The following is a 16,613-nucleotide window of genomic DNA, read 5'->3' as shown; positions in this document are numbered from 1 at the left end:
GAGAAAGAGCATGCAAATCAAAGACGACTCATACACCAGGCTATTGCAGGGAGTAGCTTATACGGTAATTATACTGGGCTCCTTAGCCTGTCTGATTCCGTTCCTGCTGATTATTTCGGCTTCCTTGACGGCTAATGAGTCCATCATCAAGGATGGTTATCATTTCATCCCGGCGCAGTTCTCGCTGGAGGGCTACAAGACGGTATTCACCTTCCCTGATGAGGTGCTGCGGGCGTATGGGGTGACGCTGTTCACTACGGTGACGGGGACGACGCTGGGACTGTTCTTCATGACGATGGCCGGGTATGTACTGGCCCGCAAGGATTTCAAATACCGCAATACCTTTTCGTTCTATATTTACTTCACGACCCTCTTCGGCGGGGGACTGGTGCCCTGGTACATTATGATCACTAAGTATCTGCATCTGACCGATTCTTATGGGGCGCTGATTTTCCCCGGTTTGATGACACCGTTCCTGATTATTCTGATGAAGAATTTCATCCGCTCGGCGGTGCCGGAGGAGCTGTTCGAATCGGCCAAGATTGACGGGGCAGGGGATTTCAAAATATACTGGCGCATTGTACTGCAGCTCTCGATGCCCGGGATTGCTACGGTAGGCCTGTTCCTTGCGCTGGCTTACTGGAACGACTGGTTCTCCTCATCGCTGTTCATTAATGATCCGCATAAGTATCAGCTGCAGTTCCATTTGTACAATGTCATCAACTCAGCCTCCTTCATCGCCAATATGGGCGCGGGTACCGGTGTCAGCTTAGGCAGTGATCTGCCGACAGAATCCACCAAGATGGCGATGGCGATTGTGGTCACAGGACCGATTCTGTTCCTGTATCCGTTCATCCAGCGTTATTTCGTGAAGGGGCTGACGATCGGAGCGGTCAAAGGTTAGAACCGGCTGGCAGACTGTACCTTTACCGTACATCTGCTATATCGGCTAACATAGAGTTAGACACAAGGATGGTATGCTTCCGGGTAGAGAACTGTACGAGGGCATCGGGGAAGCGTGGGCTTACAACAAATTCTAGGAGGGTTCATTCATGAGAAAGAAAGCAGGCAGACGATCTTTGGTTACGCTTACAACGGGGTTGCTCGCTCTATCGCTCCTGGCCGGCTGCGGCGGGGGGAACAACGGCAACACTGGCAGCGCCGGTAATACTGGAAAAGACGGAAATACCGGCACACCGGCTGCATCAGAGGGAGCTGCTCCGGCAGCGGATACCGGGATCGACACCTCGAAGAAGGTGGAGCTGCAATTCTATATGCTCGGCGATGCTCCTAAGGATCTTCCGGCCATCCAGGCGGAGGTCAACAAAATGGCTGAAGCGGACCTGAACGCCACGGTGAAGTTCAACTTCACCAGCTGGACGGACTGGGATCAGAAGTATAAGCTGCTGCTGTCCTCCGGGCAGGCGATAGATCTGATTTTTACAGCGGACTGGACGCAATATCAATCCTATGCGAAGCGCGGTGCCTTCCTGGCACTGGATGATCTGCTGCCTAAGGCGGCACCCGAGCTGCAGAAGTTCGTCCCTGAGAAAATGTGGGAGGATGTTAAGGTTGACGGTAAAATCTACACGGTTCCGGCGACCTTCAAGGAGTATGTAACCAACGGGTTCGTCTACCGTGAGGATCTGCGCAAGAAATACAATCTCCCGGAGCCCAAGGACTTGGCCAGCTATGAGGCTTACATGGACGGCATTGTCAAAAACGAGCCGGATATGATGCCGATGTCCCTCAACAGCGATGTGGGTAACAATCTCCATTATATCTATACGGAGCTGCATAAAATGGTCGGCGCGCTGCCGTACGGCATGGGTGTGAAATATGATTCTCCGTCCACGGTCTACTCCTACTGGGGCTCCGATGAGCAAAAAGAAGAGTTGAAGATGATGAAGCGCTGGGCCGATAAAGGCTTCATTCCAAAGAATGTACTGAATATTAAGGATACGATGCAGGACCCGGTCACTTCAGGTAAAGCGGCCAGCATGTTCGGGGACAATCCTAACCGGTTCAATGATATGAAGATGAAGATCAGCACGACTCATCCGGATTGGGAGCTGGCGTATTCTCCTTTCGGCTTAACCACCGGCTATGCGACCCCTGTACATCCGATTCACAACGGGTTCGCTATTCCGAAGAGCAGCAAGAACCCGGAGCGGGCGCTTGCCTTCTATCAGAAGATGGTGCTCGACAAACGGTATAATCAGCTGACACAATACGGCATTGAAGGCAAGAACTACACGGTGGAAGACGGCTATTACAAGCTGGTCGGCACCAGTACCTCCAATGGCTTCACCCGTGAGGGCATGAACGGCTGGGCGTGGAGAAATCCGGAGTTCATGCTGTTTGACAAGGGATTTGACGGAGTCAAGGCGATCTTTGATGAGCTGGATAAAATCCAGAAGCCGGACCTGTTCCTGGGCTTCGCCGAGGACTACAGCTCTTATCAGGCAGAGAAGGCTGCGCTTGAGCAGGTAGAGAAGCAGTACCTGTTCCCGCTGGAGGCCGGACTGGTGGATGATGTGGATAAGGGCCTGGAGACCTTCATGCAGAAGGCCAAGCAGGCGGGCCTGGAGAAGATTCAGGCGGAGTGGACGAAGCAGTGGGAGGCTTATGTTGCTGAAAAAGGTCTAAAATAATGAGGGGAGCCCTGGGAGCCGAATGGCTTTTGGGGCTTTTTGTGTGCCCGAGGGTGCTGGGGTGGGGCTGGAGCCGAAGTTGGTGCTGGAGTGGCGATGGCGCTTGGGTGGACGCTCCGAAAACGGAACGATGTTCCGATCGCTGTTGTGTCCGGATTTTTATTTATTCTACCTTAGCGGTGAAAATCCGGACACAAAGGCGAACGCTCCGCTTCTCCACATTCATTCCGTTTTCTCCGCTGTTTAAGCGCTGGGCACACCTGCGCTAACCCCGGCCCTCTTGCCGCGTCAGCCCCCGGCTTCCGGGGCAGGTGGGGAGAGCAGAAGAGCCCGTCTCCACGAATCTGGAGACGGGCTTGAGGTGAAGCGTACCCTAGCTTCTCCGTGCACACGGAGAAGGGCTTGGTGTTCCACCAAAGCGGACAAAAGAAGGCTTGGTGTTCCACCAAAGCGATTAAAAGAAGGCTTGGTGTTCCACCAAAGCGATACTGTACCATGGATGATAAAGTGTGCTATCTAGTCAATTCTATGAAAAATTGCTGTAAGTCCAGTTCTGATTTTATATTTTCAATTACGTTTTTCAGTCCAGGGACCCACAGCAGAGTGTCCTGCCGAATATAGTTTAATACTATGGCACAACTCCGTTCAAACTTTTCAATATGCGGACTGTGTTCATTTGTCAAAACATTTCTGACCTCTTCTGCTAAATTCATATAATCTGAGTTAATGTGATCCTGTTTACTAATTTCAGCAGGTTTTAATTTGGACCAAACATAAGCTCCTCCTTCAACAACTGCTTCTGATCCCTCTAAATATTCCAGGAATGAATCCTCATTAATAAATTCATCGATCCGCTCCTCCAGACCTTTGAAAGCTTGGACAAAATTAATAACGTCTTCCAAAAAAGACACCTCCCGGATAAATAAGAAGATATGATTTTTGCTTGCTGTACAATTTCCTCAGTTAGCAAACCAATCTTATGTGATTTTAGTATATCGTGTTTTTTAACATTTTCAATTGTGAAAATTTTAACAAGTTGAATCTAAACTGGGGCCACGGCCCCAGATCGAAAACTTACAAATACGATTTATAGAGTCCGCACACTTTTCAAACGGCGATAATCGGTAGGCGTTGTACCGAAGCTGCGCTTGAACATCCGGTGCAGGTAGGAGCTGCTGGTGAAGCCGCAGCGCTCGGCGATCGCGGTGACGGGCAGGTCGGTATTCTCCAGCAGGGCGCACACTTCGCGCATCCGCACCTCCAGGATGACATCGACGATGCTGTTCATGGTCTGCTGCTTGTAGAGGCGGCTGATATAGATGGGTGACATGTCCAGTTCATCGGCGATCTGGTTCAGGCTCAGATGAGGCTTCATGTAATCCTCATTGATCTTGGCGTTGATCTGGCAGATGAGGTCGTGCTGCTTGGTGTTCTTTTTGCCGGCCAGCTGCTCCTGTAGGGTATGGAAGAGGGCGGTGAAGGCCTCCTCGAGCTCCTCTATCGTCTCGATAGCGTCCAGGCTCGGCAGCTCGGCCATTCCATCAATTTGTAAGCGGTTACGCTTCTGGATAGTGTTCACGATCTCTCTAACGGTGACGCTGAGCCTGGACACGGTTAACTGGGCGGTCTGGTAAGGGAAGGCTCCGGTCTCGCGGATCATCGCGCTGAACTGCTCGGCGGCGTCCGTCAGCTTGCCGCTCAGCAGCGCATCCGCTAGTCTCTTCTCCTTGTCCGCCGGATAATGATAAGTGCTGGACTCCAGCGCACAGATGTCCCGGGCATTCAGGATACTGCCATGCCCATAGAACAGGCGGTGATTCGACGCCTCGCGGACCTGCTGATAGAGCTGATGCAGCTGGCTGGCATTACGGTCAATATGGCTGTAGGTCAGGGTAAGGCTGATCTTCAGATAGTCGGAGCAGGCCTGCTGAATCTGCCGGAGCAGGGCTTCAATTAGGCCGGTATCCGTATATTCCACGGGATCGATAATGTTCAGCAGCACCAGAATCCCGTCATCGTTCATATCCACAGTCTCCACGCGGTAGGTCTGGCCGCAGATCTCGGAGGCGATGTTCATAATGGCGAATTTGGAGGCCAGCAGATAAGAGGAGCGGGCTTCCCGGAACTCCCGGTAACGGTCAATCCGCAGCAGGATCAGCCGGTAATCATCATTGAAGGTGAAATGAATGCCGAGCTGGCGCAGCTTCTCTACCTGCTGCATGGACTGCAAAGGCTTCAGGCCGAGGATCAGGTCCCGCAGTGTATTTTGCCGGATCATGAACATGCTGTCGCGCTTCTCGGTCTCCAGAATATGCATCTCGCTGACAATCCGGTTCATCGGCAGGTAGAGGCTTCTGGACATGATCCAGGAGAGGCCGATGCCGGCCACCAGCACCAGACCTGCGATCAGCAAGGTGGTGTTGCGGATGTTGTTGGTCTGCTTCGTAATGATCTCATACGGCGTAATTCGTACATACTGCCAGCTTAAATCATCCGGTGCCGTATAAGAGATCAGCGAGTTCACGCCCCCGAAGGGAGCGATGAAATACCCGGCCTCCCGGCCCTTGATCCGCTGCTCGATGAATCCTGCTTCCTCCGGGGTCAGCTCCTGCTGCTTCAGGCTGTTGCTGGAGCGGAAGGCGCCCTGATCATCCAGAATATAGGTCGCACTGGTGGAATCCGCCGGGCTGGCGATCTCTTTGTTGATCCACGGAGCCGAAATATTCACAATCACCGCCGAATTAATGGCCCGGTCCCAGCCGATCGCATCCAGACACAGGAAGGTGTAGGCACGGACCTGATCGTTCTCCAGTGCGCCGTTGGAATAGACTCTAGGAATGGGAGTGAACGCCTTATAGTTCTGATAGTGGCTCAGGATATCCAGAATGGAGGTATCGACCAGCTCCTTCTCGGTATACACACCGTTCTGACCATGGGAGGAGGCAACATACAGCTGCCCGCCCTTGGGATTATATACATAGATGGATTCAATATAAGGCATGGAGCTTAGATAGTTGCCCAGCTCGGACATGGCGGCGGTGACATCGTAGATGTCCGGCTTATCGTAGAACACGATTTTGGAGATGGTGCTGTTGCGGTAGATTTGAAAAGAAAGCGATTGCGCAGCATCCGTCATGTTCACGACCTCGCGGCTGGTCTGTGTGAGGTTGCCGAGGTCGGACTGGAAGGTCTGTTTCTTTTCTACGCCGATATAGTAGTTGTAATAAATGATGGTGGAGACCAGAAAGGTTAAGGAGACGCAAAGCGTAATGCTAACTAGCAGTCTGCTGTACAATGCCCGTTGATTGCCGATCTTGTTCAGTCTCATCCAAAGTAGCCCCCTGACTCACTGTGTATTCTTGCGGGTACCGTCCTTGTCGTAAATGTTCATAGTACGATTATAAGCTCCAGCCTATGAACAGGACAGTAGAACAAGCTTATAACTGTGAACAGGCTGGACCCCTGCGCAGTGAACAAATGCAAGATTCGTGTACAAAAGCTACTTGTGACAGGGGAGGGGACTATTCCCTATATGACTCTGCTCTGAATGCGGAAGGTGCGCGGGGAGAGGCCGATCTCCCGTTTGAACATATTGCAGAACTGGGCGTCGTTGACGAATCCGGCTGCAGCCGAGACCTCGGAAATATGCATTTGGCTGTGCAGGAGGAGGGACTTGGCATAATCCAGGCGTTTTAGTAAAAGATAACGGTGGGGAGAGTGCATGAACCGCTCCTTGAACAGATGCCGGAAGCGGTCGTAGCTGTAACCGGACATCTCTGCCAGCGAGGCCACCGAGAGCTTGTGGCGGTAATGCTCGTTCATATAATTGAGCACATACTGCATCTGATCCTCTGCCGGGGAATGGAAATCGGAGGCGCTGAGCAGCCGCTGGAGATAGACGGTAATTTCACTCATCTGCAGATTCAGCAGCTCGCTGAACCCGTCGCGCTTGCGCTTGAACTCAGCGCTCATCCGCTGCAGGGTCTGTAGCACTGTGTGCTCTTTATCATCGTCAAACACACCGGACAGCGAATTGATCACCGGATTGCCGCAGTGGAAGCCGACGAACAGCACCTCCGGGCTGGGCTGATGATTCTCATCATGCTTGAAGCCGGCCGGAATGAGGGCGAAGGTAGAGGGCCGGAAGTGATAGCTGCGCTGGCCGATGCTGCAGGTGCCCTGACCGTGGATGTAATAGACAAGCTCGAAGCACTCATGCTGGTGCGGAGGGATATAGGTACCTGCTTCATGTTCTGCATTTACAATATATAGGACACGATCCATGATGAGCCTCCCTTGATCGTCATTTAGCCGAATCGTACAAAAACATGACCGAAAATATATAAATATTTATGTTTTCATTTGATATGATCTTATCAATAAAACCGAAGATTCTCAACGGGACTGGCCATCTTGTTCGGATATTTTACGGTTTTTTAGCGAAATGTAACATGAAATGTTTGGTTTTCAGAGTAAAATGCTTATTTTCAGAATTTCAACAGTCGCTTATTCATGCTGCCCGATTCGATGGGACCAACAAAACGTGTAATTGGGATTTTATGCTATTCAGCAGGGTGGATCTATTACAAATAGGGGTGTGAACTTAGAACATGAAAAAGAAAATGCTCACTTTAATGTTGCTGGCAGTTATGGTACTGGTCGCTGCGTGCGGAAACAACAAGTCCGGGAACGGGAATGGTGCGACAGCAACTCCGGGAACGAATGCGGAAGGCGGCGCGGCTGCGGGGGACAAGCTCAAGGTGGTGCTGCTGATTCCGGGGACGCTGGGCGATAAGTCGTTTTTTGATGCGGCGAACAATGGTCTGCAGAAGGTGAAAAGCGAGCTTGGCGCAGAGACGAAGGTTGTGGAAATGGGCGCTGACAAGACGAAATGGGAGCCGACTTTTAATGATATCGCTGCTGAGGATTGGGATGTTGTCATCTCCGGCGGCTCGGAAATTACAGAAATGTTCAATGCAACGGCAGAAGCAAATCCCGATAAAAAATTCATTAACTATGACACCGACATCGAGGAAGCGCCTGCCAATATGTACAATATGTCTTACTCGACCAATGAGGTCTCCTTCCTGGCCGGAGCGGCTGCGGCGCTTGCTACCCAGTCTGATATGCCTAATGCCAACAAGGACAATGTGATCGGATTCCTGGGCGGAATGGACATTCCCGGCATCAATGCCTTCCTGGTCGGTTACATTCAGGGAGCACAGTATGTGGATCCGGAAGTGAAGGTAGCGGTCTCTTATGCCGGAGATTTCGTGAACCCTGCCAAGGGCAAGGAATTGTCGCTGATCCAGTATAACTCGGGTGTGGATATTATTTTCAACGTAGCGGGCGGTACGGGCCTTGGCATCTTCGATGCAGCGAAGGAAAAGAACAAATATGCGATCGGCGTCGATTCTGACCAGGCGATGCTGCTGAAGGATACGGATAGTGTGAAAGCCAACCTGATCGTTACTTCTGCGATTAAAAAGATCGATTCGGCCATCCTTGGCGCAGTCAAGAAACTGCAGGACGGCACGCTTGAAATGGGTAAACGCGATGTGCTTGGCTTCGTTGAAGACGGCGTGGGCATTGCCGAGAACGAGATCTACAAGGCGGCATTCCCGGCGGAATTGCAGACCAAGATTGAAGAAGTGAAGCAGAAGCTGATCAATAAGGAAATTAAGGTGGATAACGCAATGGGTATGGAGACTTCTGAAGTGGAAGCAATCCGTAATGCCGTTAAACCTTAAGGACATGAATAAAACTTTGGTTGAAAGGCGTTGATGACCCATGGCAAATGCTCTGCTGGAAATGCGGGGAATCACCAAAGTGTATCCGAACGGTGTGGTTGCCAACAAGGACGTTGAGTTCTCCCTGCGCGAAGGCGAGATCCATGCGATTGCGGGTGAGAATGGAGCCGGTAAATCGACTCTGATGAAAATTATGTTCGGAATGGAGAGCCCAAGTGAAGGCGGGCTCTACATCCGGGGAGAACAAGTGAAGCTGCAGTCCCCGCAGGACGCGATTGACCGCGGGATCGGGATGGTGCATCAGCATTTCATGCTGGTGCCTTCTTTTACGGTGGCGGAGAATATGGTGCTCGGTATGGAGCCGAAGAAGGGCGTTGGCTTCAATTATGCAGAGGCCGTACGCCTGACGGAAGCAACTGCACGTAAATATAATCTATCAGTGAATGCCAAGGCGAAGGTGGAGGACCTAAGTGTCGGCATGAAGCAGAAGGTGGAAATTCTGAAGGCGCTGGTGCGCGGGGCCAAGATTCTCATTCTCGATGAGCCAACGGCAGTGCTGACTCCGCAGGAGACGGAGGAGCTGTTCCATGAGCTGCAGCAGCTTAAGGAGCAGGGACACACGATTGTGTTCATCTCGCACAAGCTGAAGGAGGTCAAAGCCATCTGTGACCGGATTACCATCATGCGCGGCGGCCGGAGTGAAGGCGTCTTCGATACTAAGGAAGTAACAGAGCAGGAGATCTCGCGGCTGATGGTTGGACGGGATGTGGTGCTGAAGTATGACAAAAGCGATCTTCCCTACGGCAAGCCGGTGCTTGCGGTGGAAGGGCTGAGCGTCTCAGACAGCCAGGGAAAAGCGCTGCTCTCCGAGATCAGCTTCTCGGTCCGTGAAGGCCAGATTGTCGGCATCGCCGGCGTTGAAGGGAACGGACAGACGCAGCTGATCGAGGCACTGACCGGTGGCCTGCGCGGGGTTGGCGGCAGCGGGTCGGTACAGGTGAAGGGGAAGGATGTTCGTGAGCTGGATATTCTGGACATCCGCAACCTGGGGGTATCCTATATCCCTGAGGACCGGATGCGCCAGGGCTCTGCCGGAGATGCAAGCATTGCCGACAATCTGATCTCCACGCGCTACCGTCAGAAGGATATGAATAAAGGGCCTTTCCTGCACGGGTCAAGAATTGCTGCGCTGGCCTCTGCGCTGGTGGAGGAATTCAAGGTGCGCTGCTCCGGCCCGCAGCAGCCGATCGGCATGCTGTCCGGCGGTAACATGCAGAAGGTAGTCGTAGCCAGGGAATGTTCCACGAATCCGCAACTGCTGATCGCCGAGCAGCCGACCCGGGGCGTTGATATCGGGGCTGCCCAGTTCATTCACCAGAAGCTGCTGGAGCTGCGCTCGGCGAACTGTGCCACGCTGCTGGTATCCGCGGATTTGAATGAAATTCTGGAGCTGAGCGACAGTCTTCTCGTGATGTATGAGGGCCAGATTGTTGCCTATTTCGATAATCCGTCAGCAGTCGGTGAGGAAGAGCTGGGGCTCTACATGCTGGGAATTAACCGGCAGGACAAAGAGCAGACCGGGAGGGCCGCATATCATGTTTAAAGTCAAATATTTCGAGGCGATCCGCACAGCGGCGGTCATCGTCATTGCACTTATTATCGCGTTCCTGATTATCTCGCTGGTCAGTGACCACCCGGTGAAGACGATCGGAATCTTCCTCTGGGAGCCATTGTCCACGAAGGGCCATATCGGCAATGTCATTGAGATGGCGATTCCGCTGATGTTCACCGGTCTTGCGGTCTCCCTGCTGTTCCGGGCCAATATGTTCAATCTGGGAGCGGAGGGGATCTTCTATTTCTCCGGTGTCGTGACTACTGCGCTGGCGATTCATCTCAGCCTGAACAGCTGGTTCCATCCGGTAGTGGCGATTCTTGCGGGCTCGATCGTAGGGGCACTGCTCTCAGCCATCCCCGGTATTCTCAAAGCGAAGTGGAACGCCAATGAGCTGGTAACCTCGCTGATGTTCAATAACATCCTGTTTGGGGTGGGGCTGTACCTGCTAAACTATCATCTGCGGGATGCCAAGGCCTTTGCCAACGTTTCTTTTAAATTCGAGAAAACGGCCCAGCTCAGCAAGCTGTTTGCAGGGACGCGGATTCACACCGGACTTATTATTGTGCTGGTGCTTATTGTGCTGGCCCACCTGTTCCTGTACCGGACCAAATGGGGCTATGAGCTGCGGATGACCGGGGTTAACCGGGACTTCGCCCGTTATTCAGGCATGAAGACGGCAAAGGTGATCATTCTGGTCCATCTGATCGCCGGGTTCATTGCCGGTATGGGCGGCTCGGTGGAAGTGCTCGGGATGTACAGCCGGTTTCAGTGGACCTCCTTGCCGGGCTACGGTATGGATGGTGCTCTGGTGGCCATGCTGGCCAAGAATAATCCGTTCTCCGTCATTGTCTCGGCGCTCTTCCTGGCCTATATCCGCATTGGCGCCGATATGATGTCGCGCCTCTCCGATGTGCCGTCCGAGATGATCTCGATTATCCAGGCTGTCATTATTCTGCTGATATCCGCTGAGCAGTTCCTCAAGTTCTGGAAGAACCGCATGCTGCTGAAGGAGGCGAAGGAAGCATGAACAGTCTGCTGAATGTCATTCTGACGACGGATTTTGCCTTCTCTGTCCTGCGTGTAACCACGCCGATACTGTTCGCTGCACTGGGGGCGCTGATCTCGAACCGTGCGGGAATCATCAACATCGGGATGGAAGGGATCATGCTGGTCTCGGCGCTGGCCGGGGTTATCGTGAGCGCCTATACGCAGAGCGCCTGGGTGGGATTGCTTGGGGCGGTGCTGTCGGGAACGCTGATTGCGGGCATTTTGGCTTTTTTCACCTTAAAGTTCAAGACCCACATTATTCTCGGCGGAGTTGCAATCAATATGTTCGCTTCCGGCGGTACGGTATTCATTCTGTACCTGCTGAGCGGTGACAAAGGATCTTCCACCTCCCTGGCGAGTAAAGTGCTGCCGAGTATAGATATTCCGCTCCTGCAGGATATTCCGGTGCTGGGCCCGATTCTGTCGGGGCACCACATTCTGACGTATTTCTCTATATTGTCAGTGCTTGTAGTCTATTATCTGCTCAACCGTACACCGCTTGGACTGCGAATCCGCTCCGTCGGCGAGAATCCGCATGCGGCCCAATCAGTGGGCGTCAGTGTGGTCCGCATCCAGTACAGCGCGCTGCTGCTCAGCGGCTTCTTCGCCAGCTTGGGCGGAGCTTATATGTCGATGGGCTATCTGTCCCTGTTCACCCGCGATATGATCGCCGGCCGGGGCTGGATTGCCATCGCTGCTGAATCCATGGGCCGGAGTACCACCGTGGGCACAGCGCTGACCTCGCTGCTCTTCGGTGCAGCCGATGCGCTCTCCAATGCTTTGCAGGTGCTGAAGATTCCGGCTGAGCTGATCGCTACGCTGCCTTATGTGGCGACAGTCATCGGTCTGATTATCTATGCGGTCTCGGAGACACGGAAGAAGAATAAGAAGCTTAAGGCTACTGTTACGAAATAAACAAGGTAGATAAGGCACACGAAAGAAATTAGCGAAAAGCAAAAAGAAGCGGAGGGGAAATTTGGAACTGTAGGAGCGATAGCGTCCGCCTTTGTCACCGGATTTCTACCGCGAAGAGCGGTTCAAAATCAAGAAATCTGGTGACAACAGCGGCCGGAAGTCCAAATGTTCACCGCAGCGACGACCAAGCTTCAAGTTCAACTCTTAAGTGAGTCTTATCTAGCCACTCACAACTAACCTAAGGGAGCGACAACGATGCCAACACCTATCATTATTGACTGCGATCCGGGGCATGACGACGCGATTGCCATTCTGCTTGCGCTGGCACATCCGGGAGAGCTGGATATCCGGGGGATTACAACCGTTGGCGGCAACCAGATTCTGGATAAAATTACCGACAATGCCCTCAAGATTCTCAGCTTTGTAAATGCAGATATTCCGGTAGCCAAGGGCGCTGCGGCGCCGCTGCTGGGCAAGCTTGTTACCGGAGAGGAAGCCCACGGGGAGTCGGGCATGGATGGCCCGGCGCTGCCGGCGAGCAAGTTCAAGCCCGTAGAGCAGGGGGCAGTAGAATTCATGCTGGAGATTATCCGCGCCTCGGAAGAGAAGATCACTCTGGTGCCTACCGCCCCGCTGACGAATATCGCCCTGCTGATTACGGCGTACCCGGAAGTGAAGGAGCGGATCGAGAAGATCTCTCTAATGGGCGGCGGACTGGCTTACGGCAATGTGACCCGGACAGCGGAGTTCAATATTTATGTAGACCCGGAGGCGGCGCGGATCGTTTTCGAATCCGGCATTCCGATTGTCATGAGCGGATTGGATGTGACAGATAAAGCGGCGATCTTCGAAGAGGAGATTCAGGAGCTGAAGACGCGCGGTCCCGTGTCCGTCATGGTCGGCGAGCTGCTGGATTTCTATTCGATCTACGGGAAGAAAATGGGCTTTGTCGGCAATGCGCTGCATGACCCTTGCGCCATTGCCTGGCTGCTGCACCCGGAGCTGTTCGAATCCGAGCACCTGTATGTAACCGTAGAGACCGAAGGCAAGCTTACCCGCGGCATGACTGTGGCGGACCGCCGCAAGAAGCCGGATCAGCCTGCGAATACGGAGGTACTGCTTGGTGTAGACCGCGAAGCCTTCATCAAGCTGCTGTTCGATTCGTTGGAACGGTTAGACCGGCAGCTGGGGTCTCCGGCAGGAGAATCCTAGCGGATGGCGGGCTGGGAACGTCTGCAGGAGACGGTAAGGTTCGAGCTGCAGCAGCGGATCGAGGAAGGCTGCCAGCCGGGCAGTCTGGCGGAGAAGCTGGATGCGGCCGGGAGCGATGAGGACAAGCTGATGGAGGTCTACCGGGAGCTGATGGCACTTCCTGTATCCGCTGATTTTCCTTATAAGGAGCCTTCGGATCTGGCGGGGATCCGGCAGCTCCGTCCGGAAGGTCCGCGCAAGCTTGCGGTGGACTGGACGCCGGACCAGTGGAGAGACCGGTTCTACGGGGCCTGGCTCGGGCGGAGTGTAGGCTGCGCGCTGGGCAAGCCGCTGGAATACTGGGACTATCTGTACGGCAAGGATGGCCGGACCGGCTGGGAGAATATCGAGCTGTGGTTCCGCGGTGCGGATGCCTGGCCGATTACAGGTTATACTCCTGAGCATTCTACAGCACGCGAGGAATACGGCCTCGGCTTAAGCGACTGGTCATTCACCAGCACGCGTGAGAAGATCAGCTACATGGAGAGCGATGACGATATTCGTTATACCGTGCTTGGTCTGATGCTGCTGGAGCAAAAAGGGCTGAACTGGGATTCCTGGGATATCGGCAAGCTGTGGCACGGGCATCTGACCTACAGTCAGGTCTGCACGGCCGAAACGCAGAGCTATATGAACTTTGCTCAGGAGACCTCCCATCTGCACGGGGAGAAGCCGGCGGATTGGCCGCTGCGGCAGGAGCGGGTACGGATGCATCTGAATCCGTACCGGGAATGGATTGGTGCGGCGATCCGAGCGGATGCCCTGGCTTATGGAGCGGCCGGACATCCCGAGCTGGCTGCGGAGCTGGGCTGGCGGGATGCCTCCTTCTCGCATGTGAAGAACGGGATCTACGGCGAGATGTTCAATGCAGCAATGATCTCAGCAGCTTTCGCAGGCCTCAGCAATCAGGAGATTGTCCAGATCGGCCTGAGTGAGATTCCGCAGACGAGCAGATTGGCTAAAGATGTGCTGCGGGGAGTTGAAATTGCACAGCAGGCAGGCAGTGAGCGTGAGCTGGTCAGCACCCTCTGGAACGAGTTCAGCCATTACGACCCGGTGCATACGAACAACAACGCTGCTATTGTGGCGGCCTCGCTGATCTACGGCGGCGATGACTTCGAGAAAGCAGTGGTCACCTCGGTCGCGGCCGGGATGGATACGGACTGCAACGGCGCGACCGTTGGCTCTATTATGGGAGCGAAGTTGGGTGCTGCCAAGCTGCCGGTCCAATGGACCGCACCGCTGAACGACCTGCTGTATGCGGATCTGCCGGGCTTCCACCCGATCGCCATCTCTGAGGTCGCGGAGCGGAGCTATCAGGTGTTCCTGAAGCTGCGGGCGGAGCTGGGAGAAGAGGAATAGGGCTAATACAGATACTAATTATATTTGAGTGTTTTTTGTGAAGTCGCCTCGCACCGGATGTTTTCAGGGGAAAACATCCGGTGCGGTTGGGCGGCTTTTTTGTTGATTGCGTGCCCAGAGGCACGCATTATCTAGTTGGTGAAAGTCCAACCAAAGGAGGGACCAAGCCACCTTTGTAGCTAGGATGCTTGCGCATGGCGAAATCTGTGTGTAAAAGCGCATCGACAAAAGTACCGGCCAGAGACCGGGCGAGCAACAATCCAGGCCGCAACATGAAGTGAATCTTGCCGCGCCGTCAAAAAGGCCTTGCGAAGGGGAAGAGAGGATGCCGAGTCTCGAATCAATAGACGAAGGCCAAGGAAACTGTAAAGAACTTGGAACAGCAGTGAAGAATCCTCCGGCGTATAGGGAACGGCATGGATTGAAAGATAATGCAGTGAACTGGGGAGACCCTCCCCCACACGGAAGAAAAAAAAAAAAAGAAAAAAAAGAAAAAAATTTTTTTTTAGGAACCCGTAAAGAGACGCTCTATAAGTCCAGAAGACGAAATGAACCGTCTGTGGGAAGGGAGTCCGAGGGGCTTATAGTACCGAAGAACCTAAGGACAACATAATCTTAGGGAGGGAAGGAGCCCTGCTTTGTTTACGCTTTTGGAGGAGGTACGAGTGAGTGAATGCCAAACGGCTAACGACACCCAAGGAAAAAGTTCAAGAACTCCAAGAAAAGCTAGGTCATGCGGCCAAGGAGAACAACAAGCGTAAATTCCACGCCTTGTACGACAAAGTCTACCGGTGGGATGTGCTAGGCGAAGCCTGGAAACGGGTGAAAGCGAATAAGGGAGCTGCGGGAGTAGATGCCGTAACGCTCGCAGATATTGAAGAACAAGGAGAAACAAGATTCCTCAAGGAATGCGAGCGAGAACTGAAAGAAGGCAGCTACCATCCGCAGCCCGTACGTCGGCACTATATCCCAAAGAAAGACGGGAAGCCAAGACCGCTAGGCATCCCTACCGTGCGTGACCGAGTCCTACAGATGGCAACGAAACTGGTGATTGAACCCATCTTTGAAGCCGATTTTAAAGAAGTCTCCTTCGGATTTCGTCCGAAACGAAGTGCGAAAGGAGCGTTGGAGCGAATTCGTAAAGCCTGCAACCGCAAAGGAAATTGGATAGTCGACATCGATATCCAAGGCTACTTCGACAATATCAATCAGGAGAAGCTCATGAAGTTAATACAAATGCGTATCAATGACAGGCGGATCTTGAAGCTGATACGGAAGTGGCTACATGCGGGAGTGATGGAAGAAGGAAACGTACGGCGCTCCGATTTAGGGACACCCCAAGGTGGCGTGATTTCGCCACTGCTGGCGAATATCTATTTGAACTACTTTGACCGGTTATGGGAGAAACACGGAAGTGGGCTGGGAGAACTGACGAGGTATGCTGACGACTTCGTTGTGGTCTGTAAAACCAAAAAGGATGCGGAACATGCGTATGAACTCATCCGCAACATTATGGAACGTCTGGAACTCACGCTACATCCGACCAAAACCCGCATTGTAGGTCTGTGGACAGGAGACGAAGGCTTCGACTTCTTAGGAATGCACCACCGAAAAACGAAAGCAGAAACCTCTCAAGGGAAGGTGTACTATACCACACAGCAGTGGCTAACGAAGAAGGCAGAGGAACGTATCCGGGGCGTGGTCAAAGACCGATTAGCACCACCCGGCATGCGCTGGAAATCGTTTGAGGAACACGTGGAATGGCTCAATCCCAAGATACAGGGATGGAGAAATTATTATTACACGAAGTATAGCCAAAAGAGGTTAGCGAAGCTGGATTGGTATATTCTGCAGCGATTCACCCGGTGGTATGCAAAGAAGAGAAATCGGAGGAGATGGATGAGTTCATTCCCGGAGGTCAAGTATATGGCCAATAAGTGCGGACTAAAAACGCTATTGTAATCTGCATGCCCATGAATGACAAACATCGGAAAGCCGTATGAGGGAAAACCTCACGTA

At 53.1% G+C, this 16,613-nt stretch carries 13 protein-coding genes; 10 read left to right on the top strand and 3 right to left on the bottom strand.

Features of this window, described 5'->3' with window-relative positions; translation table 11 throughout:
• Positions 1 to 10 precede the first annotated feature (10 nt).
• Positions 11 to 904 (top strand): carbohydrate ABC transporter permease, encoded by an 894-nt coding sequence (locus tag MKY12_RS26675; RefSeq protein WP_036700398.1) that lies wholly within the window; start codon positions 11 to 13, stop codon positions 902 to 904.
• A gap of 148 nt (positions 905 to 1,052) precedes the next feature.
• Entirely contained in the window at positions 1,053 to 2,654 is a 1,602-nt protein-coding gene (locus MKY12_RS26670; protein ID WP_339311572.1) for an extracellular solute-binding protein, read from the top strand.
• A 512-nt stretch (positions 2,655 to 3,166) separates the two neighbouring features.
• Here MKY12_RS26670 and MKY12_RS26665 read toward each other — a convergent pair.
• The 3 genes from MKY12_RS26665 to MKY12_RS26655 form a co-directional block, all read right to left on the bottom strand.
• Positions 3,167 to 3,556: a hypothetical protein gene (locus MKY12_RS26665; RefSeq protein WP_076085619.1), complete on the bottom strand. Its 390-nt coding sequence runs from the start codon at positions 3,554 to 3,556 to the stop codon at positions 3,167 to 3,169.
• 185 nt (positions 3,557 to 3,741) lie between these two features.
• Positions 3,742 to 5,982: a helix-turn-helix domain-containing protein gene (locus MKY12_RS26660; protein ID WP_339311571.1), complete on the bottom strand. Its 2,241-nt coding sequence runs from the start codon at positions 5,980 to 5,982 to the stop codon at positions 3,742 to 3,744.
• Positions 5,983 to 6,182: 200 nt separating this feature from the next.
• Positions 6,183 to 6,938, bottom strand: a complete 756-nt coding sequence (locus MKY12_RS26655) for an AraC family transcriptional regulator (RefSeq protein WP_076085625.1) — start codon at positions 6,936 to 6,938, stop codon at positions 6,183 to 6,185.
• Between the two features lie 350 nt (positions 6,939 to 7,288).
• Here MKY12_RS26655 and MKY12_RS26650 point away from each other — a divergent pair, with 350 nt between their 5' ends.
• The 8 genes from MKY12_RS26650 to ltrA all read left to right on the top strand — a co-directional run bounded on the left by MKY12_RS26650 (position 7,289) and on the right by ltrA (position 16,556).
• Positions 7,289 to 8,404, top strand: coding sequence for a BMP family ABC transporter substrate-binding protein (locus MKY12_RS26650; protein WP_339311570.1), 1,116 nt, complete (start codon positions 7,289 to 7,291; stop codon positions 8,402 to 8,404).
• A 40-nt stretch (positions 8,405 to 8,444) separates the two neighbouring features.
• Entirely contained in the window at positions 8,445 to 10,007 is a 1,563-nt protein-coding gene (locus MKY12_RS26645; RefSeq protein ID WP_339311568.1) for an ABC transporter ATP-binding protein, read from the top strand.
• A complete protein-coding gene (locus MKY12_RS26640; RefSeq protein WP_036731087.1) occupies positions 10,000 to 11,046 on the top strand; it encodes an ABC transporter permease in 1,047 nt (348 codons plus the stop codon). Before MKY12_RS26645 ends, MKY12_RS26640 begins: the two co-directional genes overlap by 8 nt.
• Positions 11,043 to 11,981, top strand: a complete 939-nt coding sequence (locus MKY12_RS26635) for an ABC transporter permease (RefSeq protein WP_076085634.1) — start codon at positions 11,043 to 11,045, stop codon at positions 11,979 to 11,981. The genes MKY12_RS26640 and MKY12_RS26635 overlap by 4 nt, the downstream gene beginning before the upstream one ends.
• A 255-nt stretch (positions 11,982 to 12,236) precedes the next feature.
• On the top strand, positions 12,237 to 13,193 hold the full coding sequence (locus MKY12_RS26630; protein ID WP_076085637.1) for a nucleoside hydrolase: 957 nt from the start codon (positions 12,237 to 12,239) through the stop codon (positions 13,191 to 13,193).
• A 3-nt stretch (positions 13,194 to 13,196) separates the two neighbouring features.
• Positions 13,197 to 14,594 (top strand): ADP-ribosylglycohydrolase family protein, encoded by a 1,398-nt coding sequence (locus MKY12_RS26625; RefSeq protein WP_339311566.1) that lies wholly within the window; start codon positions 13,197 to 13,199, stop codon positions 14,592 to 14,594.
• Between the two features lie 325 nt (positions 14,595 to 14,919).
• A complete protein-coding gene (locus MKY12_RS26620) occupies positions 14,920 to 15,207 on the top strand; it encodes a hypothetical protein (RefSeq protein WP_339311564.1) in 288 nt (95 codons plus the stop codon).
• 56 nt (positions 15,208 to 15,263) lie between these two features.
• Entirely contained in the window at positions 15,264 to 16,556 is a 1,293-nt protein-coding gene (gene ltrA / locus MKY12_RS26615; RefSeq protein ID WP_339311562.1) for a group II intron reverse transcriptase/maturase, read from the top strand.
• Positions 16,557 to 16,613: the final 57 nt, after the last annotated feature.

The organism is Paenibacillus sp. FSL M7-0896 (genome assembly GCF_037975415.1).
In the GTDB taxonomy this organism is placed as follows: domain Bacteria; phylum Bacillota; class Bacilli; order Paenibacillales; family Paenibacillaceae; genus Paenibacillus_AQ; species Paenibacillus_AQ silagei.
The sequence above is the reverse complement of the archived record's forward strand: the minus strand, read 5'-3'. Positions and strand labels throughout refer to the sequence as shown.